This is a genomic window from Anaeromassilibacillus sp. Marseille-P3371 (genome assembly GCF_900169665.1).
Taxonomy (GTDB): Bacteria; Bacillota; Clostridia; order Oscillospirales; family Acutalibacteraceae; genus Anaeromassilibacillus.
In genome coordinates this window covers 3126678-3150291 of the sequence record NZ_LT835157.1, presented here as the reverse complement: position 1 = coordinate 3150291, position 23614 = coordinate 3126678, and the positions used below count along the sequence as shown (strand labels likewise).

Here is a 23614-nt window from a genome sequence, read left to right as displayed (position 1 = left end):
GAAATCATGAAACTGCTTGTATTGGACGGCAACAGCATCCTGAACCGTGCTTTTTATGGAATTCGACTGTTAAGCACGAAGGACGGCCTGTATACCAATGGCATTTATGGCTTTATGACTATGCTGCAAAAGTTAAAGAATGAAACCGAGCCGGATGCCGTGGCGATTGCCTTTGATATGCGCGCCCCGACATTCCGGCACAAAGAATATGCCGGCTACAAGGCACAGCGCAAGGGAATGCCGGAGGAATTGGCGCAACAGCTGCCCAACCTGAAAGAACTGCTGTGTCTGTTGGGGTACAGGCTGGTAGAGTGTGAAGGATTTGAGGCGGACGACATCCTGGGAACACTGGCGGCAAAATGTACGGAGACTGGGGATACCTGTGTGATTGCGACAGGGGACCGCGATAGCCTGCAACTCGTCAACAGACAGGTGACCGTGCGGCTGGCGGCGACGAAGATGGGGCAACCGCAAGTGACCCTCTATGACGAGGCAAAGATTATGGAGGACTACGGAGTAACCCCTCCGCAACTGATCGACATCAAGGCCATTCAGGGGGACAGTTCGGACAATATCCCCGGGGTTGCAGGCATTGGCCCCAAAGGTGCAGGGGAATTGATCCAAAAATATCACGACCTCGATCAAATCTATGCGAATATCGACACGCTGGAAATCAAGGAGGGCATGCGCCAGAAGTTAATTCGGGATAAAGAAAACGCCTATTTGAGCCGCCATTTGGGAACCATCCGCACGGATGCGCCGGTCGATACGGAACTATCGGATTATATCCCAACGGAGGGCGACCGGGAAGCTGCAGCGCGCCTATTGGTAAAACTGGAGATGTTCTCTTTGATCGAAAAGTTGGGATTGAACCTTCCGGCGGTCACACAGGAAGAACATGTGGAGAAACCCGTTCATGAACTCATAGTGGGAGCGCCTGACACCCTTTTGGACGAACTCCGTGCATCGGGGCGCGCAGATTGTCTCGTCTGGTATGAGAATGGCGCGGTATATCGTGTATATCTCTGCTGTGGGATGCGGGTATATGAGCTTGAGGGAACGGATTTTCTGCGCAAGGTCTGTGCGCTGCCGGCGGTCCGAATCAACACCCATGATATTAAGCCCCTGTATGCAGCATTAGGAGGGGAAGAGATCCCGGGCGGCGCCTTTGACACCATGTTGGCTGCCTATCTCTTGAACCCGTCGGCTTCAGCGTATGATGTGACGCGATTGGCACAGGAATACAACCTACCGTTGGAACTACCGGAACAGGAACCCCTCAAACGCGGGGATGTAGAGGGAAAGCGCCGGCAGACCGAAGCGCTGTTCCGCGCACAGGCGACGGTATTCCCCGAATTAGTGGACAAACTGGCAGAACAGATTGCCCGGAATCATCAGACAGAGCTGTTGGAGACCATTGAGCTGCCGTTGGCTCGGGTTCTGGCCCATATGGAATCGATTGGTTTTTTGGTGGATGCAAAGGGCATCGAGGCGTTTGGGGAGACGCTTCAAACCGAGATTGACCGCATTCAAGGGGAAATCTATCAATCGGTGGGTTATGCGTTTAATATCAATAGCCCGAGACAGCTGGGCGATGCTCTGTTTGAGAAGCTTGGCCTTCCCCATGGAAAAAAGACCAAGACGGGGTATTCCACAAAAGCGGAGATTTTGGAAAATCTGCGCTATGAGCATCCCGCGGTTGAGATGATTTTAAACTACCGGAGCTTGACAAAGCTGAAGTCCACCTACTGTGATGGTCTGTCTAAGGTGATTGCGGGTGATGGAAGAATCCATTCCAACTTTAATCAGACAGAGACGCGCACAGGGCGAATCAGTTCCACCGAGCCCAACTTACAAAACATCCCCGTGCGCACGGACTTGGGGCGCGAAATGCGCCGGTTCTTTGTAGCAAAAGAGGGATGTGTGCTGGTGGATGCGGACTATTCGCAGATTGAACTGCGTGTGTTGGCACATGTGGCAAATGACTCCAATATGATTCAGGCGTTTCTCAACAACGACGATATTCATCGCATCACCGCAGCGCAGGTGTTTCATATGCCGGAGCAGATGGTTACGCCAATGATGCGAAGCCGTGCAAAGGCGGTCAACTTCGGCATCGTGTATGGCATTGGAGCGTTTTCTTTGGCCAAGAATATTGGCGTCACGCGAAAAGAGGCAGAGCAGTACATTCATGACTACTTAGCACATTACAGCGGCGTAGACGACTATATGAAGCGCATCGTAGAACAAGCCAAAGATCAGGGATACGTTGAGACCATGTTCGGACGTAGGCGTTATTTGCCGGAGCTGGCCTCTTCCAATTTCAATATGCGCGCGTTTGGCGAGCGCGTCGCACGGAATATGCCCATCCAAGGGACCGCAGCGGATATCATTAAGATTGCCATGATTCGTGTGGAGGACCGGTTGAAAAAAGAGGGGATGAAGTCCCGGCTGATCTTGCAGGTACACGACGAATTGATTGTAGAAGCACCCGAAGAGGAGGCGGAGAAGGCGGCGGCGCTCCTGACAGAAGAAATGCGCGGTGCAGCGGAACTGGCGGTTCCGCTGCTTGCAGATGCGGGAACCGGTAAATCCTGGTACGACGCCAAACTGGGATGACTAGGCTGGGCGCTTGGCCGCCCGGCCGGCGCCGAGCCGTTAGAAAAAATCGCAAGGCGAGGAGGGTGCAGGAAATTGTTCATCTGTCCTGTATGCGGGGATTTGTTACAGAGAGGGGAAAGGACCTATTCCTGTCCAAAGGGTCACAGTTACGATTTGGCAAAAGAGGGATATGTTTATCTTCTGGCGCCCAATAAAAAGCATTCCAAAGATCCTGGAGACAACAAACAGATGGTTTCTGCCCGGCGCGCTTTTCTGGAGACTGGACTGTATCAGCCTTTCAGCGAGGAACTAAACCGGTTGGCTTTGCAGTACACAGAACCTTTCGAATCGCCTGTCGTGCTAGATGCGGGTTGTGGCGAAGGATATTATACGGGACGCCTGGCAGAAGCGCTTGGAGAACACGCGCGGGTATTTGGATTTGATATATCGAAATGTGCGGTACGGGCTGCGGCAAAGAAATACCGGGGGATTGCGTTTGCGGTGGGTAGCAGCTTCGGAATTCCTTTTGCAGAAGCAGGCGCTGATTTGGTGGTGAACGTGTTTGCGCCAATCGTTCCAGGGGAATTGGCACGCGTGATAAAACCGGGTGGCCATCTGATTTTAGCGGTCCCAGGGGAGAAGCATCTCTATGGCCTCAAGGAAATCCTGTATGAGCATCCGTATGAGAATACATATAAGGATACAGAATATGCGGGATTTGCATTTTTACAGAGGACGGTTGTCACAAAAGAAATCACCATCGTGGATTATCAAACGATTCAAAACCTGTTTGCTATGACCCCATACTATTGGAAGACAGGAGCGGAGGGAAGCGAACATCTGCGCCAGACGCAGCAGCTGGATACACAGATCGAATTCCACTTCTTAGTTTATCAGCGAAATCCTTGAATCCAGATCGAAGGGAGCGGGTGCGCTTGAACGCTGCAACACATACACGGAATGAAATTCAGTGGGAAGATGTGCTGTTTCTTTTTTTGATTTCAGCTGCCGCACTGCTGACACGGTTCTATCTCTTTCCCATTGAATCAAACGATTATCATCAGTTTTTACAGGGATGGTTTGCCACATTGAAAGAAAATGGCGGCCTGGCGGCGATTGGGATGAATATTGGCGATTATATGCCGCCTTACTTTTATATTTTAGCGCTCTTGACCTATTTGCCGTGGCAGGATCTCTATCTGATAAAATTGGTATCCTGTGCAGCCGATTTCGTCTTGGCTTATTATGTGATGCGGATTGTATGGCTTCGGTATCCTGGGAGGCCCCATGGGATGATGGCTTACGCTGTGGTCCTCTTCTTGCCCACAGTGGTGCTGAATTCCGCAGCATGGGCGCAGTGCGATGCAATGTTCACCAGCGCGCTGGTGGCGTGCCTGTATTACTTTCTCATCGATCGCCCGAACCGTGCGGTGTTGGCGTTTGCCATCTCGTTTGTATTAAAGCTACAGGCGATCTTTTTTGCACCGCTCTTGCTGCTGCTGTTCTTGAAGAGAAAAGTCAAATTTCACAGCTTACTGATTATCCCTGGTGTATATATTTTGTCAATTATACCAGCTGCAATTATGGGGAGGAATCTTTGGGATCTGCTGACCGTGTATGTATCCCAATCAAAGCTTTACACGAGCCTGTGTATGTCCATTCCAAACCTGTATGCTTTTTTGGGGAATGTCGCTTCTGAGCCGCTCGGAAAGGCCGGCGTTATTTTTGCAGGCGGAGTGGTATTGATGTTGCTCTATGTGTTGTATCGAAAGCCGTATGTGATCACACCGGAGATTCTTGTGACAATGGGGCTGCTGTTTGCAATTTTACTGCCATTTATCCTGCCGCACATGCACGAACGGTATTATTTTCTGGCGGACATTGTCAGTGTGATCTTTGCATTTTATTTCCCGAGGAAGGTCTATACAGCGGCGATTATGTGCGGGGCGTCCGCCTGTGCTACCGCCAATTATCTCTTCGGGCTGGCATATTATCCACAGCAGCTTCTGGCGGTTGCAGTGTTCATCAACCTGATTTTGCTTGCAAAGCACCTCTGGGACCTGCTCTCCAACAGTCCGGTGCAGCGTCCCGCGGGGGTGACTGCATGAGTACGATTCAAATTGTATCGATGGAAGAGCGCCACCTGGACGAATTGGCGGAGATCAGCCAGCTCTGTTTCGCAATGCCGTGGAGCCGGGAAGGGCTGGCGGCGGAACTTTCCTGTGATACCGCGCACTTTTGGGTGGCGGAGAAAGAAGGCTATTGCCTGGGATTTGCTGGGATGCACGCCGTCTGTGGAGAATGTTATGTGGATTTGGTTGCAGTGCGGCCATCCGCCCGCCGCCAGGGAATTGGAGAACAGTTGGTAAAGCGGATGATTGCGTGGATGGAGGAACACTGTGGGGAGTTTATCACCCTGGAGGTACGGATGTCCAATACATCCGCAATTGCTTTATATGAAAAATTAGGGTTTGCCAAGGCCGGTGTGCGCAAAAACTTTTATGAGAATAACCATGAAGATGCGTTGCTTTTGACCCGGCAGGCGATGGGAGTTCAATAAAGGGGGAAGTATATGAGAATTTTGGCATTGGAGAGTTCTTGCGATGAGACTGCAGCAGCGGTCGTGGAGGACGGAAGGCATGTCCTTTCGTCGGTGATAGCCTCGCAGGTAGAGGAACATAAATTATACGGGGGCGTGGTGCCGGAAATTGCCTCGCGCCGGCATTCCGAGGCGGTGGTTCCGGTTACGCAAAAGGCGCTGGACGACGCAGGGGTGACGCTCGAAGAGGTCGATGCAATCGCAGTGACCTATGCCCCCGGATTGATCGGGGCCCTCCTGGTGGGGGTCAACTTTGCAAAGGGGCTGTCGCTTTCGGCAAAGAAGCCGTTGATCCCGGTTCATCATCTTCGCTCGCATATCGCCGCCAACTACATCACATCGCCGGAACTGGAGCCGCCTTTCTTATGTTTGGTGGTGTCTGGGGGACACACGCACATAGTCGAAGTAAAGGGATACACGGATTTGCGTGTCATTGGGCGTACCCGAGACGATGCAGCGGGTGAAGCCTTTGACAAAGCGGCGCGCGCGATGGGAATGCCGTATCCCGGGGGCGTAGAGATGGATCGGATTGCGGAAGAGGGAAACCCGGAAGCATTCCGGCTTCCCCATCCAAAAGTGGACGGTGCGCCCTATGATTTCAGTTTTTCCGGCCTGAAGACGGCGGTGATCAACCTGATTCACAATGCGAAGCAGAAAGGAGAGGAACTGCCGATCCCGGATCTTGCGGCTTCGTTCCGTAAAGCGGTAGTGGACTGTCTGGTGCAAAACTTTGTAAAGGCGGCGCAGGAGAGCGGCGCGAAAAAACTGGTGATCGCCGGAGGCGTTTCGGCCAACTCTCTCTTGCGCCGCCGGCTGGAAGAGGAGTGCAGCCGGTCTGGCTGGAATTTGTATAAACCGGCGTTGAACCTCTGCGGCGACAATGCGGCCATGGTGGGAGCGCAGGGATACTATGAGTATTTGGCGGGGCATACCGCCGGATTGGACCTGAATGCTTGCGCAGAAATGCCGATTCAGGGGCCGCAAGCCCAACAGAACCCAAGAAGATGAAGGGGATTCCTAGGAAACTTGCAGGAATTTTCAAAAAAGGCCATGTATTCACAAATTTTTAATTGATATTTTTCAAACGATGTACTATACTTTAATCAGTAACGTAATATGGCCATTGGGCCGGAAGGAGAACATTTATGACAAAAAATGAATCCGTCTTGAATTGGATTGAAAACATGAAAAAGCTTGTCAATCCGGACAAGGTTATGTGGATTGACGGCTCTGAGGAACAGCTCAACCAGCTGCGCGCGGAGGCTTGCTCCACGGGTGAGATGATTAAGCTCAACGAGGAAAAGTTGCCGGGCTGCTATCTGCACCGCACCGCCGTGAACGACGTAGCTCGTGTAGAAGGCAGAACGTATATCTGCTCCCGCAAGGAAGAAGACGCAGGCCCCACCAACAACTGGATGGAGCCGCAGGCTGCTTATAAGATGCTGTTCGACATTGCGAAGGACAGCTATAAGGGCCGCACAATGTACGTGATCCCGTATTCCATGGGCCCGATCGGCTCTCCGTTTGCAAAGATCGGCGTAGAGTTGACCGACTCCATCTATGTTGTCATGAACATGAGCATCATGACCCGCGTAGGTGAGAAGGTTTGGGAAGTTCTCGGCGACAGCAACGACTGGGTGCGCGGCTTGCACTGCAAGTGCAACATCGATGAGGAGAAGCGCTATATTTGCCACTTCCCGGAGGACAATACCATTATCTCCGTGAATTCCGGTTACGGCGGGAACGTGCTCTTGGGCAAAAAGTGCTTTGCACTGCGTATTGCTTCCTATCAGGGCAAGACCGAGGGCTGGATGGCAGAGCATATGCTGATTCTCGGTCTCGAGAACCCGAAGGGCGAAGTAAAATATATCACCGCTGCTTTCCCGTCCGCATGCGGCAAGACCAACCTGGCCATGCTGATTCCGCCGGAGGGCTACAGAGCAAAGGGCTACAAGGTTTGGACGGTTGGCGACGACATTGCTTGGATGCGCATTGGGCCGGACGGCCGCCTGTGGGCGATCAACCCGGAGAATGGCTTCTTCGGCGTAGCGCCGGGCACCAACGAAAAGTCCAACCCGAACGCGCTGCATACCACCCGTCAGGGGACTATCTTCACCAACGTTGTGCATAACCTCGACGACAACACGGTCTGGTGGGAAGGCCTGGATAAGAATCCGCCGGAGCATGCAGAGAACTGGAAGGGCGAGCCGTGGAACGGCAAGACCTCTACCGAGAAGGGCGCGCATCCGAACAGCCGCTTTACTGCACCTGCAAAGAATTGCCCGTGCATTAGCTCTGAGTTTGAGAATGGCGCTGGTGTGCCGATCTCCGCGATCGTGTTTGGCGGCCGCCGTGCACAGACCACTCCGCTGGTGTATCAGTCCCGCGATTGGAACAACGGCGTGTTTGTTGGTTCCATCATGGCTTCCGAGACAACCGCTGCTGCGACCGGTGCGGTCGGCGTTGTGCGTCGTGACCCGATGGCGATGCTGCCGTTCTGCGGTTATCATATGGGCGACTACTTCAAGCACTGGATTGAAATGGGCCAGAAGCTGGGCGACAAGGCTCCGAAGATCTTCAACGTCAACTGGTTCCGTCTCGACGAGAACGGCAACTTCATTTGGCCGGGCTTTGGTGACAACCTCCGTGTTCTCGAGTGGATCATCAAGCGCTGCGAGGGTGAAGTGGACGCACAGGAGACGGCGATCGGCTATGTACCGTATGCAGAGGACATCAATCTGGAGGGACTGGATTTCAGCATCGACACCCTCAAGAGCATCCTGGAAGTCAACAACGACCAGTGGTCCAAGGAGGCAGAGGGCATCGAAGAGTTCTATAAGAAGTTTGGCGACAAGCTGCCGAAGGAACTCCGCGATCAGCTGGATACCCTTAAGGCAAACCTCAAGAAATAAGAGAGATACCCTGCACAGGGGTTTGGGAGCGTTTCGGGAAACCGGGACGCTCCTTTTGTTTTGTGTGGGGCAAAGGGAGATGTTTTAGCAGAATCGCAGAACTTTGTATCTCATGGACATATGGATTGGATAGACTCGTAAAAAAATAAGCGAGGAACTTGATAGCAGCTGAACTGGAAAGAGTTGCTTGGTTTTGTTTGATTGACATACTTTCACACAGCATGGTATGATGAATATAATGATCGATTGGATGTGAGGAGTTTTAAATATGAAATGTGCAAGATGTGGGTTTGATAATCCAATAGAAGCCCATTTTTGCAAGGAATGTGGCGCGCCTTTGGAGACCGCCCCACAGCAGGCATCTTACGAACAGAATAGCCCCCCGCCGGGACCACAGAGTGCGCCGCCTCCGTATGCGTATCAGGGGTCACAGTGGAATTCACCTCCGCCTCCGTATGATGCTCCGCTAAACGTTCCCCCTTATGTGGAAGTGATCTCTGCGTCAAGCAGATGGGTGGCGTTGTTGCTGTGCATTTTTCTGGGTGGACTGGGCGTCCATCGGTTTTATGTGGGGAAGATTGGAAGCGGTATCGTCTATCTGTTGACCGGCGGTGTATTTGGAATCGGTTGGTTGGTGGACCTGATTATGATCGCTTGTGGGAGCTTTACCGACGCTTCGGGGGCTCCATTAAAGTAATGAAAACCAAAGAGAGTATTCGTAGGGTTACCCTACCTTTTGCGGCGACGTCCCTATTAAAAATATTCATTAGTCAATTAGCGAGAGGGACCATCCGCCATTTTAAAGCTGCCGTTTGATCACAGTTATCCCCATTACCAATATCCGTTTGTTTATTTGTAATGGGGATATATCAAATGACAGCCCCCACCAAATTGCAGGGTATCCCTGTCACTACTATGATTTCGGGAACTTGTCCCGAAAAGGGCGTGGATGTTGCGATGTGAGGCGGTCGATCTTCTCAACGGGACCTCAGAGAAGAGACTTAGTTGTGCGATGAAAACCGCCTGAAATTCTTAAGAATATCCAAAATGCGCAAGTTCACTCTTGCTTTTTAATGGGATATATGCTATGATAAATAATGTTCTAAATCCGGGTGTAGCGCAGTTTTGGTAGCGCGCTTGAATGGGGTTCAAGAGGCCGCAGGTTCAACTCCTGTCACTCGGACCACTGTAAGGAGACCGTCGGCTTTTGTCGGCGGTCTTTTGCTATGTCCAGATATATGCGGGTTTACAGGACAACGAATAAGGCAAAGTCCTATAATTTATTACAAAACAAAATTGAGTGATAGGATTTGTTGGACAGGATATAGTACAAACATTATCTGGGGTTATGTTATAAGAAGATGGGACATAGTAAATACAGAAATTATGGTTGCTATTGTCGGCGCATTGGTTGCGGTACTTACTGCTGTTATTACAAATTATCTCACGAAAAGAAGTCAATTGAAATTTGAGGAGCGTAAGCTCAAAGAAGAGTACTATACAAATTATGTAAAAGCGATTAGTAATAATGTGCTTATGAAAGATGAAGACGGAGAACTCGATGATGCTCAGAATCGTCTGATACTCGTAGGCAGTGCGGAGGTCGTCCGTATTTTGATGCAGTTTCACGGCGCAGCAAAGAAATCGGCACAACCAATAAGCGGTGAGGAACACAATAAAATACTTACTAACTTAATTAAGGCGATGCGTGCAGACTTATATGGAACGAAAAAAAGTAACGATGACTATCCAACGGTTCATCTATCCGGCTCACGCCCCAAGGGAAAGAAACAATAAGCTATCTTGGGTGAAAAGCATCTTAATCTACCGGCAATAAACTCCTGGTTTTACTGGATTTTCCCAAGGCCTATCATTCCACTCCGACCAGTCGAGAGCCTCGACGCGCAAGCCGTGTTTGGGGTTTTTGCTTTATTACAGCTTTGCGTTCGTGTTTACGACGGGTGCTTTTTTGTAACGTAAACCCAGCAAAGGAACCTGTTTTTGATTGTAATCAAAAACAGGTTCCTTTTTATTTTAGAATGATAGCTTTATCAGAAGCAGTCATAATGAGAAGTATATGTTTGATTTTATGGTGTTTCGCAAAGGCATAATCCACGTATCCCCCGTTTTTTATGGTGGCTTGGGTAAACAGAATCAGATAGCATTTTTATGAATAATTTTATAGCTTTAAGGAGACTCTACTCATAACGAAATGAAAGGGGTGGTGTGTTTGTTTAAGCACGAAAAGCAATTGTTTCATCCTGTAGAGATAGAACGTCCCAACCCGCAGTATGCAGCTCTGCTGCAAGAGCAGCTCGGCGGTGGCAACGGGGAATTGAAGGCTGCTATGCAGTATATGTCTCAAAGTTTCCGTATTAAAGACCCCAAAATCAAGGACTTATTCATGGATATTGCGGCCGAGGAGTTAAGCCATATGGAGATGGTAGCCCAAACGATCCATTTGCTCAACGGGCACGATGTGGAAGCAGACAAAGTTCAGGCTGGCGAGATTGAAACCCATGTCTTGCTGGGGCTAAATCCTGGGTTGATCAATGCATCAGGCTACTCTTGGACAGCGGATTATGTCACCGTCACCGGCGATCTCTGTGCAGATCTTCTCAGCAATATTGCTTCGGAGCAGCGAGCCAAAGTAGTGTATGAATATCTGTATCGCCAAATCGAGGACAAAAAAGTCAGAGAAACCATCGACTTTCTTCTGAACCGTGAGGAGGCACACAACCAGATGTTCCGGGACGCCTTTAATGAAGTGCAAGAGAGTGGTTCTAACCAGGATTTTGGCACTACCAAGGCGGCGAAGATGTATTTCTCTCTCTCAAATCCGGGTCCTAACGCCTTTGCCGGCAACAATGTAACTGCACCCAAATTTACGCAGTAAAGATTCTGAAGAACTTTAGATGTGCGGATATTTTTATCAAAAATAGGCCGGGGCGATTCTCCAATCGATTACAGTGCGGCTCTTTAAAAAGGTACTAGAATTTATAAAATCTTTGTGAAACTTAGATAGTAAAAACCTTGAAATTCCATTTTAACAGTCCTTTCCAAGCCGGGGCGCGCTTACGCAGATGTTCCTCCGTTTCCAACCGCCCAGAGGGCGGTTTTTTTATGATCGGGAGAAGACCGGTTTTAATCGTCTTTGTCAGAAAGAGTCTGGACGCAATTTGCGTCCAGACTCTTTTTTCAGTTCAGCCGATTGAACGGCGGATACTTTTCGCGGGAAAACATCGGTGTGAGAATCTGACACGTTTGCATTCGAGCTTTTGGGGGATCTGGCCGGAAATAGTATCGTTAAACGGCGTCCTTAGCAGCGCACATCTGCCGATGCAAGTCAAGTACACCCGGCGTTCTGTAGGGCGTGAGCGAATAAGGCGTATTTTTACAAAAAATTCCCGCGGAGTACCGAGTGCCTATTGTCCGGTTAGGCGTTTGATGTCATAATATCGGTATAGAAGGCAGCGATTGGCAGAGGAGTGTTTATCATGTTGGAATTTGACTTGAACAGTATCATAAAAAAGGGTAGTTTAAAATCTTTTTCAGTGGCCTCCACCGATCGGTACTATGACCATACAACCTTTAAAATAGAGTCTTTGAGTGATTATATTCAATTGGTGGAGACTCTTTCCTTTTCGTTTTCAAAAAATCCTGGAGGGGATTTATTATATCGAGGGATGGCGGACAGCCAATGGTGGCTGTTGCCTTCCATTTTGAGAAACTCGGGTAAGAATCGGAAGACGTATGCTTTGGAACATGACTTGGCGGTCAGTTTTCTTTCAGAAATGCCGGACTTATTCAGCAATACGAACCATAACTTTGAAAAGCTGTCCAAAATGCAACACTTTGGAATCCCTACGCGCCTATTAGACTTTACGCAGAACCCATTGGTAGCGTTGTATTTTGCCTGTGCAGAACATCCCTCAAAGCAGGGGCGCGTTGTCTTTACCCGAAGCTGGTTGAGCCATTTTGATGAGCCTATTGTAGAATGTATATCCTCTCTTTTCCTCATCCCATATTTATTAAACATGCCTCTGGATGGTTGGTTGGAAAAGTCCAATCTTTCCGTCAGTGATTATCTCTTTAAGGTATATACAGACTTGCATGATACCTCGCCGCTCTTTGTGAAACCGATTTATTTGGACCGAAGGATGGAAGCGCAGAAGTCAGTATTTTTACTTTTTCACAATTATATTCGGGATACGGCGGATATAAAGTATTACCACTATGGAGGGAAAGGGGAAAAGAACTTGGCCCATTTGAGCGAAGATCTAGAAGAAATTTACAAAGAGCAGATACAAGCGCCTACTCTATCGTTTGGTTCGAGCCCGTGCTTTGTTGTGGACAAGATGTCGTTTGAAAGGTTGGCCGATTTTTATCGGGCCAAGAGCAACTGGGAGGAAGGGGAATCTTTTTCACAGAAGTTTGATCGCGCGGTTGCCAGCCGGTTTGTCCTGGAGGACGACATTGAGCCGTTGGAGTTGAAGGATATTTGGTTCAATTTTGCCAGTATATTAATACCAGCTAAAAAGAAACGGAAGCTCTTGATGGAACTGCAATATATTGGGATCGATGAAGCGTATATCTATCCGGACGTCGAACACATTGCAAAGCGGGTGAAAAAACACTTCTATTGAGAAGCAGCGCGTCCAACATAGGGGGATGGTTGCTTGAAAATTGGAATATCCACAGAGGCGGAGTATGTATGCAAAAGCGTATCCTTTTATCTGAAACATATTTTGTGAAAAGAAATTTCATTTTTGCCAGGAATCGACAACCGTTTCCCTTTGTCTGCTTCAGCAAGTGTTGACATGGGGCGGCGGTTTCATTATAATTAAAAGAAATGTACGCATTTTTCAAAATGCTGCACCGCGGGTGCGACGATCATAAAAGGTGGTAAGAGTGATATGGCAGGAAAACAGGTGATCTTGACCCAGGAAGGCCTGGAAAAGCTGGAGCAGGAGCTGGAAGAGCTCAAAAGTGTCAAACGAAAAGAGATTGCGGAAAAAATTAAAGTGGCCCTGTCCTTCGGCGACCTGTCCGAGAACAGCGAATACGATGAGGCAAAAAACGAACAGGCCATTATGGAAGCACGCATCGCAGACATTGAGGTCACATTGAAAAATGTGAAAGTGATTGATGAAAGCGAGCTTAGCAACGAGAATATTCACATTGGTTCAAAGGTGGAGGTGCGCGTCAATAACCCGCGCACAGGCAAGACGGACATTTACAATTATAAAATTGTCGGTTCCAACGAGGCGGACCCGCTTTCCGGCAACATCTCCGATGAATCTGCCGTTGGCAAGGCGCTGCTGGGCCATAGTATTGGCGACATAATCGAAGTGGAGGTCCCGGCAGGGGTGATGGAATACGAGGTACTGGCCATCTCCAAATAAGAAGGAAGCGGCGTGTGGACAGCGGTGAAGCGCGTCCCAGCCGCTTTTTGCTTTATGATTGTGCAATATCAGGAAGCCCGGATATGCCGGGTAAAATAGTAGGGAGAGCTGAACATGAGTGAAAATAAGAATGAACAGCCGCAGGCTGTGCAGGCGGAACAGGAATTGAATGAACTTTTGCAGATCCGGAGGGATAAGCTCGCGAAGCTGCAGGAGGCAGGGAAAGATCCATTTGTGATTACGACCTGCCCGCGTGACCATTATGCGCAGGAGATTCGCGACCAGTTTGAGACACTGGAAAATCAGGATGTATGTATTGCAGGGCGCCTGATGAGCTGGCGCGATATGGGAAAAGCCAGCTTCTTGGATGTACATGACAAGACAGGCCGCATGCAGGTGTATGTCAAGATTGACGAGGTCGGCGAAGAGTCCTACAAGGAGATGAAGGCCAGCTGGGACTTGGGGGACATCATCAGCGTCGGCGGCTTTGTTTTTAAAACAAGGCGGGGAGAGATCTCGGTCCATGCAAAGGAGATCAAGCTGCTCAGCAAATCCCTACTGCCGCTGCCGGAAAAATTCCACGGCCTCAAGGATACCGATCTGCGGTATCGTCAACGCTATGTGGACCTGATCGTCAATCCGGAGGTCAAGGATACTTTTGTGCGCCGTTCCCAGATTGTCACAGAGATCCGAAACTTTCTCAACGAAAAGGGCTTCTTGGAGGTAGAGACCCCTGTGTTGCACACCATCGCGGGCGGTGCTTCTGCGAGGCCGTTTATCACGCATCACAATACGTTGGATATGGATATGTATCTGCGCATTGCACTGGAGTTGTACCTTAAGCGATTGATCGTGGGCGGCTTTGATAAGGTGTACGAACTGGGCCGCTGTTTCCGCAACGAGGGTATGGATACCCGCCACAACCCGGAATTTACCATGCTAGAGCTCTATCAGGCGTACACCGATTACAATGGCATGATGGATATTACCGAAGAGCTGATTCGGACAGTCGCTCAAAAGGTGTTGGGTACAACCGTTATCACCTATGGCGACGTAGAAATTGACCTCGGTAAACCATTTGAACGCATCTCTATGGTGGATGCAGTGAAAAAGTATGCAGGTGTTGACTTCGATGCCATTGCCACCGATGAAGAGGCAAAGGCTTTGGCAAAGGAACGTCACATCCCGTATGAAGAGCGCCATAAGAAGGGCGATATTCTCAACCTGTTCTTTGACGAGTACTGTGAAGAGAAGCTCATTCAGCCCACCTTCCTGATGAATCATCCGGTGGAGATTTCTCCGCTGGCGAAGAAGATGCCGGGAAATCCGGCCTATACCGAGCGCTTTGAGCTGTTTATCGTTGGACGTGAGCATGCAAATGCGTTCTCCGAGCTGAACGACCCGATCGATCAAAGGCAGCGCTTTGAGGCGCAGGCTGCCCTGAAGGCAGCGGGCGACGAAGAGGCATGCGACGTGGATGAGGATTTCCTGACCGCGTTGGAGTATGGCCTGCCGCCCACGGGCGGGTTGGGAATTGGTGTGGACCGTCTGGTGATGTTGTTGACCAATGCAGCATCCATCCGCGACGTTCTGCTGTTCCCCACGATGAAGCCGCGCGACTAAGACGAAAAATTTGGAGTTTACGAAGCGCGGGTTCCCTTTGGCGGGGAATCCGCGCGCAATTTTAATCAAAAAGGAGAGGTCATCATGAGAAGCGATCTGATGAAAGAAGGCTCTACCCGTGCGCCACACCGTTCCCTTCTGCGCGCATTGGGCCTAACCGATGATGAAATGAAGCGCCCTTTTGTGGCGGTTGTCAGTGCTGCCAGCGATTACATACCGGGACACCGGCACTTAAAGGACATTTCTGAGGCAGTAAAAGCGGGGATTCGCAACGCAGGCGGCGTCCCATTTGAGTTTGAGACCATCGGTGTATGCGACGGCCTCTCCATGAACCACAAGGGGATGAAGTATTCCCTTTGTTCTCGTGAACTGATTGCAGATTCCATTGAAGTGATGTTGACGGCGCATCCGTTGGATGCAGCAGTCTTTATTCCCAATTGCGACAAGATTGTTCCCGGCATGATGCTGGCTGCCTGCCGCATGAACCTGCCGAGCATCTTTGTGAGCGGCGGCCCCATGCTTCCCGGCGAGCATAACGGCACCAAGTTTGGCCTATCGGAGATGTTCGAAGCAGTGGGCAGTTATGCCTCCGGAAAGATCGATGCGGACGAGCTTTTGGCATTGGAGAAATCGGCTTGTCCGACCTGCGGTTCCTGCTCTGGAATGTACACGGCGAACTCGATGAACTGCCTGACTGAAGCAATCGGAATGGCGCTGCCCGGCAACGGCAGTATCCCGGCCGTTTATTCCGAGCGCATTGCCCTTGCGAAGCGAGCTGGAATGCAAGTGATGAAACTTTTGGAACAAGACCTGCGTCCGCGCGACATCTTGACTTCACAGGCTTTTGAAAATGCGCTGCGCGGAGAGATGGCATTGGGCTGCTCTACGAACTCGGTGCTGCATCTGACGGCGATTGCCCATGAGGCGGGGGTCCCGCTGGATATTGACAAGATCGATGAATTGGGCCGTACGACGCCGCAGATCTGTAAGCTGAACCCAGCTAGCCAGGTATTTATCACGGACCTGAACCAGGTTGGAGGAATTCCCGCTGTGATGAAAGAACTCTCCCGCAAGGGCCTGATCCATCTGGATTTGCAAACCGTCTACGGTACTGTGCGCGACCGTGTAGAAGCTGCGCCGGATGCGGATGGCGAGATCATTCGCAAGATGGAGAATCCGTTCCGTGCGGACGGCGGTATCGCGGTGCTCAAAGGCAATATCTGCCCGGAGGGCTCGGTGGTGAAGCAGGGAGCTGTTGCACCCGAGATGATGCAGCATGTGGGTCCGGCCCGTTGCTTTGATTGTGAGGAAGATGCCTCTGAGGCGATCTTGAGCGGTAAGATCAAAGAGGGCGATGTGGTGGTTATCCGCTATGAGGGACCGAAGGGCGGCCCCGGTATGCGGGAGATGTTGACGCCGACCTCCGCACTGACCGGAATGGGCCTGGGATCGAGCGTAGCGCTGATTACCGATGGCCGTTTCTCCGGTGCAACGCGCGGTGCAGCGATTGGCCATGTTTCCCCCGAAGCAGCCGCAGGCGGCAATATCGCACTGATTCAGGATGGAGATATCATTGATGTGGACATCACAGGCCGTCAGCTGAATGTTCGTGTGAGCGAGGAAGAACTGGCAAAACGCCGTGCGGCTTGGAAGGCGCCGGAACAGCATTTGACGGGTTATATTAAGCGTTATGCAAGCCTTGTGACCTCTGGCTCCAAGGGCGCTGTATTTGTAGACTAAGTTTTTCGGTTTGATGAACCGGGATGGAGTTCTCTCTCAGAAGAAGGATTGTGGAGGAGAAAACTATTTCGTATAGAGCCGGGTGAAGGAAATCCAGGGGCGTATTCTACAATAGAAAAGCCGTTTCCGTTTTTGCAAAGATGCCTGTGCAAAACCAAAAAGACGCTCTGAATCCGGACGAAGGCCCCCGATTCAGAGCGTTTTTCGATATAAAAACGGTAAAAAAATCAAGAATATCTGCGCGAATAGAGCGCTTATTAGCAAAGCAACTAAAGAAAAAAGCAAAAAATTTACGACGAAATTACAACAAATGAAAGAGCCCTATGTAAAGATATGGGAGAATGGTACTTGAAATAGAGTACCTTTTTCTATACTGTGAAACAACATAGTGTTTCATTTCTGCTTGATTGCTAGAAATTTATTAGCGTATGGTTTATCAAGGGTGTGTCACGTAAGAAATACTTTAGTACCTTTTACAAATCATAGGCTGCTAAGTAGCTTCTTTAGAAGCAGAAAAGAAATGACAATATTAAAATTTTATGATATAAAAAGGCTGAACGGTTTGTATTAAGAGCCAGTTGCTTTGTCTTTTGATGCATTTTTAAAATTAACAGAGGGCAACAAAAGAAAAAATACTTTCGATAGTAAAAAAGATACCTAGTTTTATCTAAATCAATTTGAGATTTATAAAATTGGAATAAGAATAAAAAGTATGTATTAGATACAGTGAATTTAGGAAAGGCATTTTAAGGCATGAGACGTAGATGCAGGATGAACTACAAAAAATATAAAAATGCAACAATTGAATATATGGGGCCGCCGGGGAAGTCAGCTGGTTATTGCTTATAAAAAATATCATGCAAATTAAGGAGGATTGATTGTGAAAAAAATAAAGATAATTTTCTTTGATATTGACGGAACGCTGATTGATATGAGAAAAAAGGAAATTTCAGAAAAGGTATTGGAAACATTATTAAAACTCAAAAATAATGGAATTAAGATTTGCATTGCTACGGGAAGATCGCCAATGCAAGTACCGTGTTTTCCAAATGTGGAGTTTGACGCTTTTTTGACTTATAATGGTTCCTATTGTTTTACTAAGGATCAGACTATACTTAGTAATCCCTTAAAAAAAGAAGATGTCTACACCATTATAAAAAACGCTCATGCAATAAGACGGCCATTATCCTTAGCTACAAAAAGCAGGCTTGTGGCTAACGGGAAAGACAATGATTTAAGTGAGTATTATGGATTTGGCGGACTTAAACTGAAAGCTGCTATTGATTTTGATGTAGTGGCGGATAAAGAAGAAATTTATCAAATCATGTTAGGTTGTCGAAAAAATGATTATAAAACCATTATGCAAAATGTTAAGGAGGCTCAAATTACAGCATGGTGGGATCGTGCGGTAGATATTATTCCACTAAATGGGGGTAAAGGAACCGCGATTGCCAAAATGTTAGAGTATTATCAGTTATCCAAAGAAGAAGCAATGGCATTTGGTGATGGAAATAACGATATTGAAATGTTACAGGCAGTTGGTACAGGAGTTGCCATGCAGAATGCTTCCTCGGAATTAAAAGCGGTTGCTAACCATATTTGTGATGATGTAGCGAATGATGGGATTTACTCTTATTGTAAAGAACATAAGTTGATATAATTTTTGTGAGAAACAGCAAATGCCGCTTCGAAAGATAGAGGGTTGGGCGGTTGTTTGGGATTACAGAGGAAGTCCTGCCAGCCGGCCGATGGACTGGAAAGTGAGGAAAGGCAAAGCGCATGTGTCGCTGTCCGAATAGAGGGAAGGAACAGGCGGGTGCAAGGAATAGCCAGCAGTGGATGATTATTGGGATACGTTTCAAAATGTTCCAGGGACTTGTTTTTCCAGGGGACAAGCACACAGTGCTTCTCTTAAAATTGTTTGTAGACGTACCTTTGGAAGAGCGTTTTCCGATGATCGGCTCGTGCGCGGTTGGCACACTCCTGTGTGGGGTTAGGTGGAGCGCACAGGGAATGAAAGGAGCTACCTTTTGCTCATATGGGGAATTCGATCGTATCGACTAGCACGTTTCTTTTTAGAGAGGCTTGCTCTTGCGTACGTAGGGTGAGAAAGGGATTCGATAAGCTTCGAACCAATCCGCCCAAAGGGGAATTTTTCAAAGATACTTCCCAACAGATGCTATCTTTGGGCGTGTATTTGAAAAAGGTGTCTCGGCATTCCTACCGATTGATCAAAAAATGTAAATGAGATGGAACGCTTTTTTCCAACAGGTGGCGTTTTGTCTGTATGGATGGAAAACCGAAATGTTCCATGTGAAGGGCGAATGTGATAAGCTTTTAGAAACCTGTTTTGTCGGGCATCCGTACCCTTGTCTGGATGTGAACAGGATGCAGTGGATAAAAACGAACGAATTGTAGTGCGGTTTACATTTAGAATCGGAAAACCGTGTTACAATAAAAATACTGAAAAGACACTTTAAGGAGGAAAATCCGATGGGAATGACCATGACCCAGAAGATCCTGGCAGCACATGCGGGTTTGGACCATGTGGTGGCGGGACAGCTGATCGAAGCAAAGCTGGATGTGGTATTGGCAAATGATATTACTGCACCGGTTGCAATCAATGAATTTGAAAAATGTGGTGCCGATGCGGTGTTTGACAATACGCGCATCGCGCTGGTATTGGACCACTTTACGCCGAATAAGGACATCAAAGCGGCAGAACAGTGCCTACAGACGCGGAATTTTGCAAATAAATATGACATCAAAAATTTCTTTGATGTCGGTCAGATGGGAATTGAACACGCATTGCTCCCGGAAAAGGGCATTGTAGGCCCCGGCGACTGTGTGATCGGCGCGGATTCCCACACTTGTACTTATGGCGCATTGGGCGCCTTCTCTACTGGGGTAGGTTCTACAGATATGGCTGCGGGAATGATTACCGGGAAGGCCTGGTTTAAAGTCCCGTCCGCCATCAAGGTGGTACTCACGGGAAAGCCGGGCCGTTGGGTGAGCGGCAAGGACGTCATCCTACACTTGATCGGCGAGATTGGTGTGGACGGCGCGCTTTATAAGTCCCTGGAATTTACCGGTATGGGAGTCGAACACCTGAGTATGGACGACCGCCTGTGTATTGCAAATATGGCGATTGAGGCCGGAGCAAAGAATGGTATTTTCCCAGTGGACGGCGTAACCCTGGAATACTGCGAAGGGCGCTTCCAACGTGAGCCAGTCGTTTTCAGCGCGGACGCAGATGCAGAGTATGATTCCACGGTGACGATTGACTTGTCTGCGCTGCGCCCGACGGTTGCATTCCCGCATCTTCCGGAGAATACCAAGACGGTGGACGAGATTGCGCAGATGGAGCCGATTGCAATTCAGCAGTGTGTAATCGGCTCCTGTACAAATGGGCGGATTGAGGATTTGCGCGCCGCGGCAAAGATCCTGGCAGGACGTAAGGTTGCAAAGGGTGTGCGTTGTATTGTGATTCCGGGCACGCAGGATATTTATCTGCAGGCGATCAAAGAGGGGATTGCCGAGGTCTTTATTAAGGCCGGCGCAATTTTCAGTACGCCGACCTGTGGGCCTTGCTTGGGTGGCCACATGGGCGTTCTTGCAAAAGGAGAGCGTGCGATTTCCACCACAAACCGCAACTTTGTCGGCCGGATGGGCCATGTAGAATCCGAGGTCTACCTTGCGAGCCCAGCGGTTGCGGCGGCTAGCGCGGTGGCGGGCTATATCACAGACCCGGATAAGATTTGAGGAGGTACGGAACATGAAGGCACATGGTTTGGTCCATAAATATGGGGATAATGTCGATACGGACGTCATCATTCCGGCGCGTTATTTGAATACTGCGTCCCACGCGGAACTGGCCTCGCATTGCATGGAGGATATCGACAAGGATTTTGTGAAGAATGTAAAGTCCGGCGACATCATGGTAGCAAACAAAAACTTTGGATGTGGTTCATCGAGAGAACATGCGCCGATTGCAATCAAAGCAAGCGGGATCTCCTGTGTGATTGCATCCACATTTGCTCGCATTTTTTACCGCAATGCGATCAATATTGGACTGCCAATCTTGGAATGTGATGCTGCGGCGAAGGAGATTCAGGCTGGCGATGAGGTGGAAGTGGATTTTGATACGGGAGTCATCACCGATGTAACAACAGGCAAGACCTATGAAGCGCAGCCGTTTCCACCGTTCATTCAGAACATCATCGAAAAGGGCGGTTTACTCAAGAGCATTACAGAAAAATAAGGGTATTTGGACGAGAGGAAAATACCTTCGTCAAAGAAAAAGGGGAAGCATGGGCACATGCTTCCCCTTTTTATGGGCTGATATGGATTTTAACGGTTCTACGGAATGTCTTGTTTGACTACCAGATGGTATTCTGCATGCTCGAAAGTAAGTGATCGGGCAGCGCAGGTTTTCAAAATGGATATCCCCGCAATCATAAGGGATATTCTAGCCGAACAGGAGACCGGCGGTCAGATAGGGCAAGCTTCCGTTTATCGCGGTACATCATCCGCCCCCTGTCTGTATACTCCTTTACAGTCGTGCAATATCCCGAGGGATTTTTTTAAATAGGATGTTGTGGTTGCGCAGTGTTCCCAGAGGGATAGCGCATAGATCGGCATAAATGATATAGCCTTCGGCCTTGGTCCGAATTGTAGATAAAAAGGCGTAGTCCAACGTGGTGATGCTTTCCCGCTCGTAATAGAAGTAATAGGCGGTATTGCGGCATAGGCCCATGAAATAGGGCTCGTCCTTCGATTGTCCGGCGGGCAGGGGCTCTTTGGTCTCCATATAGTAGACATATTCCCGGATTTCCTGCGCGCCCACTTCTTCGTTGAGGTTGCCGTCCGGCAACAGAAGCACAGGCCCAAGTTCGTAATAGCTGAACTGGCCGCCGGCGCCCTCCACGGCCTTTTTATCCTCTCCATAGCCGTCGATTACTCTTTTGACCCGCTCGGCGGTGATGCTGCCGGCATAGTCCATCATTTCCACCAGAATAAATTTGCGGTGGCCGCCGTCGGCCTTGTTCATGTTGAGCACGGCGTGGGCGGTAGTGCCGGAACCGGCAAAAGAGTCGAGAATGAGGGAATCTGGGGTGGATGCAATTTGGAGAATCCGCTCAATGAACCGAGACGGTTTGGGGGTATCGAATGTGGCTTTCCCATTGAAAATTGCCAGTATTTCTTTTTTTGCCTCATCCGTATGGCCCGTTTCGCTATAAGGCCAAAGGTTCGTAGGTACTTTTCCACCGACATTTTTGAGGTATGTTTTTCGACGAATACCACCTTTTCCACCTTTGGTGAAGAAGAATCGTGGCCACTGTCCGCGCTGGTATACCTCTTTCGCTTGCGCGGCAGATTCTTCCAAGGATTTTGACAGGACGATCGCCTGAACCCCTTCGCGCACTTCCGATTCTGGTACGCCACAGACGGCGGCGCGCTCCTTTGCATCGTTTATATCTCGCAGTTCGTAATCACACCAACCACGCATAATTTCCAGCATCTGTTCTTGTCCAAATGTCCAACACCGGCTATTGGTGGGATACAGCATCTTTCCAGTAAAAGGGTGCTGAATGGCGTATACCATTCCCTGATGTGTTGCTGCACCTGGTGCGAATGGGTTATCACTTGCCCATGAAGTCCTATCGTTATCGGGATTTTTATAAATGGAATCCATTTCCTCTGTCCGAGGCAGTTTGTTCGGATTCCAGCCCGGCTGTTTGCTGTACACAAGCAGATGTTCCACTTCGTTTACAATCCCTTTGGAATCGTTCCGGGTTGAATAAGTCCGCTGCCATGAAATATTCGAAACAAAGCAGTTGTTTCCAAAGATTTCATCACAAACCAGCTTTAAATTCGCGTATTCGGTATCGTCAATGCTAATAAAAATAGTTCCGTCCTCCGCCAGCAGCTTTTGCAGCAGCTTCAAGCGGGGGTACATCATGCACAGCCATTTGTCATGGCGAGAGAGGTCCTCGCCCTCTTTGCCCACCACTTCGCCCAGCCACTTTTTGATCTTGGGGTCGTTGACGTTGTCGTTGTATACCCAGCCCTCGTTGCCGGTGTTGTAGGGAGGATCAATGTAGATGCACTTTACCTTGCCCTCGTACCGGGGCAGCAGGGCCTTTAACGCTTCCAAATTATCGCCGTGGATAATCATGTTTTCACTGCCGTTGTCCTCGGCGTGCTGTCCAGCTTCATCGTAGCTGTACTGGCGTTCCAGCACCCGGTACGGCACTTCCTGGTGGTGATTCACCACTTTTTCTTTTCCGATCCATTCCAGTGTTGGCATTATTTTTCCTCCGCAGATAGGGTATCTGTTCAACCTGCTCGTGCATCTTTTGGGCAGCATTCTCAAAGGCTGTTTCCCAAGGGGAAAATCTGCTTTGCCGTTTCCAGACCTCTTGCTGACTGTTTCGGACAGCGCGTTCCGGTATCAGCGAAGAGTTTCTTGCCGATGAGACAGCGATTTCGGACAGCGCGTCCCGGTATACTGCCCGGGTGTTCCTTTGTTTGCACTTGTCTATCGGTCCTATTATACCAGCCTTGGAATTTGCCATCAACCAAGGTTTTAAACTTCAAAAGATTGCTGTTTGATTTTCGGCGGAGCCAGATGTTCCTAAATCAGAAATCCATATCGTGAAAGGAGCGTTTTCAGCTCGTTAGAAAAGGAACAGGAACACATCGTTTCATTTGCGGCGCTAGCTATCTGGACA

General features: G+C 49.2%; 17 protein-coding genes and 1 tRNA gene. 17 read left to right on the top strand and 1 reads right to left on the bottom strand.

The window, feature by feature from the left end:
* The first annotated feature begins 6 nt into the window (after positions 1-6).
* From polA to leuD, 17 genes are all read left to right on the top strand, one after another.
* Positions 7-2619, top strand: a complete 2613-nt coding sequence (gene polA, locus B9Y59_RS13300) for a DNA polymerase I (RefSeq protein WP_198945626.1) — start codon at positions 7-9, stop codon at positions 2617-2619.
* A 75-nt stretch (positions 2620-2694) separates the two neighbouring features.
* Complete coding sequence (locus tag B9Y59_RS13295) at positions 2695-3510, top strand: putative RNA methyltransferase (protein ID WP_242967322.1); 816 nt, start codon at positions 2695-2697, stop codon at positions 3508-3510.
* Between the two features lie 26 nt (positions 3511-3536).
* Positions 3537-4709: a hypothetical protein gene (locus B9Y59_RS13290; protein WP_085534053.1), complete on the top strand. Its 1173-nt coding sequence runs from the start codon at positions 3537-3539 to the stop codon at positions 4707-4709.
* Positions 4706-5161, top strand: coding sequence for a ribosomal protein S18-alanine N-acetyltransferase (rimI, locus tag B9Y59_RS13285; RefSeq protein WP_054323243.1), 456 nt, complete (start codon positions 4706-4708; stop codon positions 5159-5161). The genes B9Y59_RS13290 and rimI overlap by 4 nt, the downstream gene beginning before the upstream one ends.
* Positions 5162-5173: 12 nt before the next feature.
* On the top strand, positions 5174-6208 hold the full coding sequence (tsaD, locus tag B9Y59_RS13280; RefSeq protein WP_054323242.1) for a tRNA (adenosine(37)-N6)-threonylcarbamoyltransferase complex transferase subunit TsaD: 1035 nt from the start codon (positions 5174-5176) through the stop codon (positions 6206-6208).
* 137 nt (positions 6209-6345) lie between these two features.
* Complete coding sequence (locus B9Y59_RS13275; RefSeq protein ID WP_054323241.1) at positions 6346-8112, top strand: phosphoenolpyruvate carboxykinase (GTP); 1767 nt, start codon at positions 6346-6348, stop codon at positions 8110-8112.
* Between the two features lie 268 nt (positions 8113-8380).
* A complete protein-coding gene (locus B9Y59_RS13270; RefSeq protein ID WP_082402072.1) occupies positions 8381-8809 on the top strand; it encodes a TM2 domain-containing protein in 429 nt (142 codons plus the stop codon).
* Between the two features lie 411 nt (positions 8810-9220).
* Positions 9221-9298 (top strand) — tRNA-Pro (locus tag B9Y59_RS13265).
* A 200-nt stretch (positions 9299-9498) separates the two neighbouring features.
* A complete protein-coding gene (locus tag B9Y59_RS13260) occupies positions 9499-9909 on the top strand; it encodes a hypothetical protein (protein WP_085534051.1) in 411 nt (136 codons plus the stop codon).
* Positions 9910-10342: 433 nt separating this feature from the next.
* Entirely contained in the window at positions 10343-11008 is a 666-nt protein-coding gene (locus tag B9Y59_RS13255; RefSeq protein ID WP_054323299.1) for a manganese catalase family protein, read from the top strand.
* Positions 11009-11609: 601 nt separating this feature from the next.
* Positions 11610-12758 carry an FRG domain-containing protein gene (locus tag B9Y59_RS13250; protein ID WP_143255320.1) on the top strand — a complete coding sequence of 383 codons (1149 nt, stop codon included), beginning with the start codon at positions 11610-11612 and terminating at the stop codon, positions 12756-12758.
* A 270-nt stretch (positions 12759-13028) separates the two neighbouring features.
* Positions 13029-13517 (top strand): transcription elongation factor GreA, encoded by a 489-nt coding sequence (gene greA, locus B9Y59_RS13245; RefSeq protein ID WP_085534049.1) that lies wholly within the window; start codon positions 13029-13031, stop codon positions 13515-13517.
* A 114-nt stretch (positions 13518-13631) separates the two neighbouring features.
* Positions 13632-15140 (top strand): lysine--tRNA ligase, encoded by a 1509-nt coding sequence (gene lysS, locus B9Y59_RS13240; RefSeq protein ID WP_085534047.1) that lies wholly within the window; start codon positions 13632-13634, stop codon positions 15138-15140.
* 84 nt (positions 15141-15224) lie between these two features.
* Positions 15225-16880 (top strand): dihydroxy-acid dehydratase, encoded by a 1656-nt coding sequence (gene ilvD / locus B9Y59_RS13235; protein ID WP_085534045.1) that lies wholly within the window; start codon positions 15225-15227, stop codon positions 16878-16880.
* 880 nt (positions 16881-17760) lie between these two features.
* On the top strand, positions 17761-18540 hold the full coding sequence (locus B9Y59_RS13230; protein WP_085534043.1) for a Cof-type HAD-IIB family hydrolase: 780 nt from the start codon (positions 17761-17763) through the stop codon (positions 18538-18540).
* 833 nt (positions 18541-19373) lie between these two features.
* Complete coding sequence (gene leuC / locus B9Y59_RS13220) at positions 19374-20642, top strand: 3-isopropylmalate dehydratase large subunit (RefSeq protein ID WP_054323236.1); 1269 nt, start codon at positions 19374-19376, stop codon at positions 20640-20642.
* 13 nt (positions 20643-20655) lie between these two features.
* Positions 20656-21141 carry a 3-isopropylmalate dehydratase small subunit gene (gene leuD, locus B9Y59_RS13215; protein WP_054323235.1) on the top strand — a complete coding sequence of 162 codons (486 nt, stop codon included), beginning with the start codon at positions 20656-20658 and terminating at the stop codon, positions 21139-21141.
* A gap of 291 nt (positions 21142-21432) precedes the next feature.
* On the opposite strand, the gene B9Y59_RS13210 is transcribed toward leuD, so the two are convergent.
* Positions 21433-23190, bottom strand: coding sequence for a site-specific DNA-methyltransferase (locus B9Y59_RS13210; protein WP_085534039.1), 1758 nt, complete (start codon positions 23188-23190; stop codon positions 21433-21435).
* Positions 23191-23614 lie beyond the last annotated feature (424 nt).

Coding starts and splice junctions, on each gene's coding strand:
- polA (WP_198945626.1), top strand. CDS start 7: ATGAAACTGCTTGTATTGGACGGCAACAGCATCCTGAACCGTGCTTTT.
- tsaD (WP_054323242.1), top strand. CDS start 5,174: ATGAGAATTTTGGCATTGGAGAGTTCTTGCGATGAGACTGCAGCAGCG.
- greA (WP_085534049.1), top strand. CDS start 13,029: ATGGCAGGAAAACAGGTGATCTTGACCCAGGAAGGCCTGGAAAAGCTG.
- ilvD (WP_085534045.1), top strand. CDS start 15,225: ATGAGAAGCGATCTGATGAAAGAAGGCTCTACCCGTGCGCCACACCGT.
- B9Y59_RS13210 (WP_085534039.1), bottom strand. CDS start 23,190: ATGCCAACACTGGAATGGATCGGAAAAGAAAAAGTGGTGAATCACCAC.
- B9Y59_RS13270 (WP_082402072.1), top strand. CDS start 8,381: ATGAAATGTGCAAGATGTGGGTTTGATAATCCAATAGAAGCCCATTTT.
- leuD (WP_054323235.1), top strand. CDS start 20,656: ATGAAGGCACATGGTTTGGTCCATAAATATGGGGATAATGTCGATACG.
- lysS (WP_085534047.1), top strand. CDS start 13,632: ATGAGTGAAAATAAGAATGAACAGCCGCAGGCTGTGCAGGCGGAACAG.
- B9Y59_RS13275 (WP_054323241.1), top strand. CDS start 6,346: ATGACAAAAAATGAATCCGTCTTGAATTGGATTGAAAACATGAAAAAG.
- B9Y59_RS13250 (WP_143255320.1), top strand. CDS start 11,610: ATGTTGGAATTTGACTTGAACAGTATCATAAAAAAGGGTAGTTTAAAA.
- B9Y59_RS13260 (WP_085534051.1), top strand. CDS start 9,499: ATGGTTGCTATTGTCGGCGCATTGGTTGCGGTACTTACTGCTGTTATT.
- rimI (WP_054323243.1), top strand. CDS start 4,706: ATGAGTACGATTCAAATTGTATCGATGGAAGAGCGCCACCTGGACGAA.
- leuC (WP_054323236.1), top strand. CDS start 19,374: ATGGGAATGACCATGACCCAGAAGATCCTGGCAGCACATGCGGGTTTG.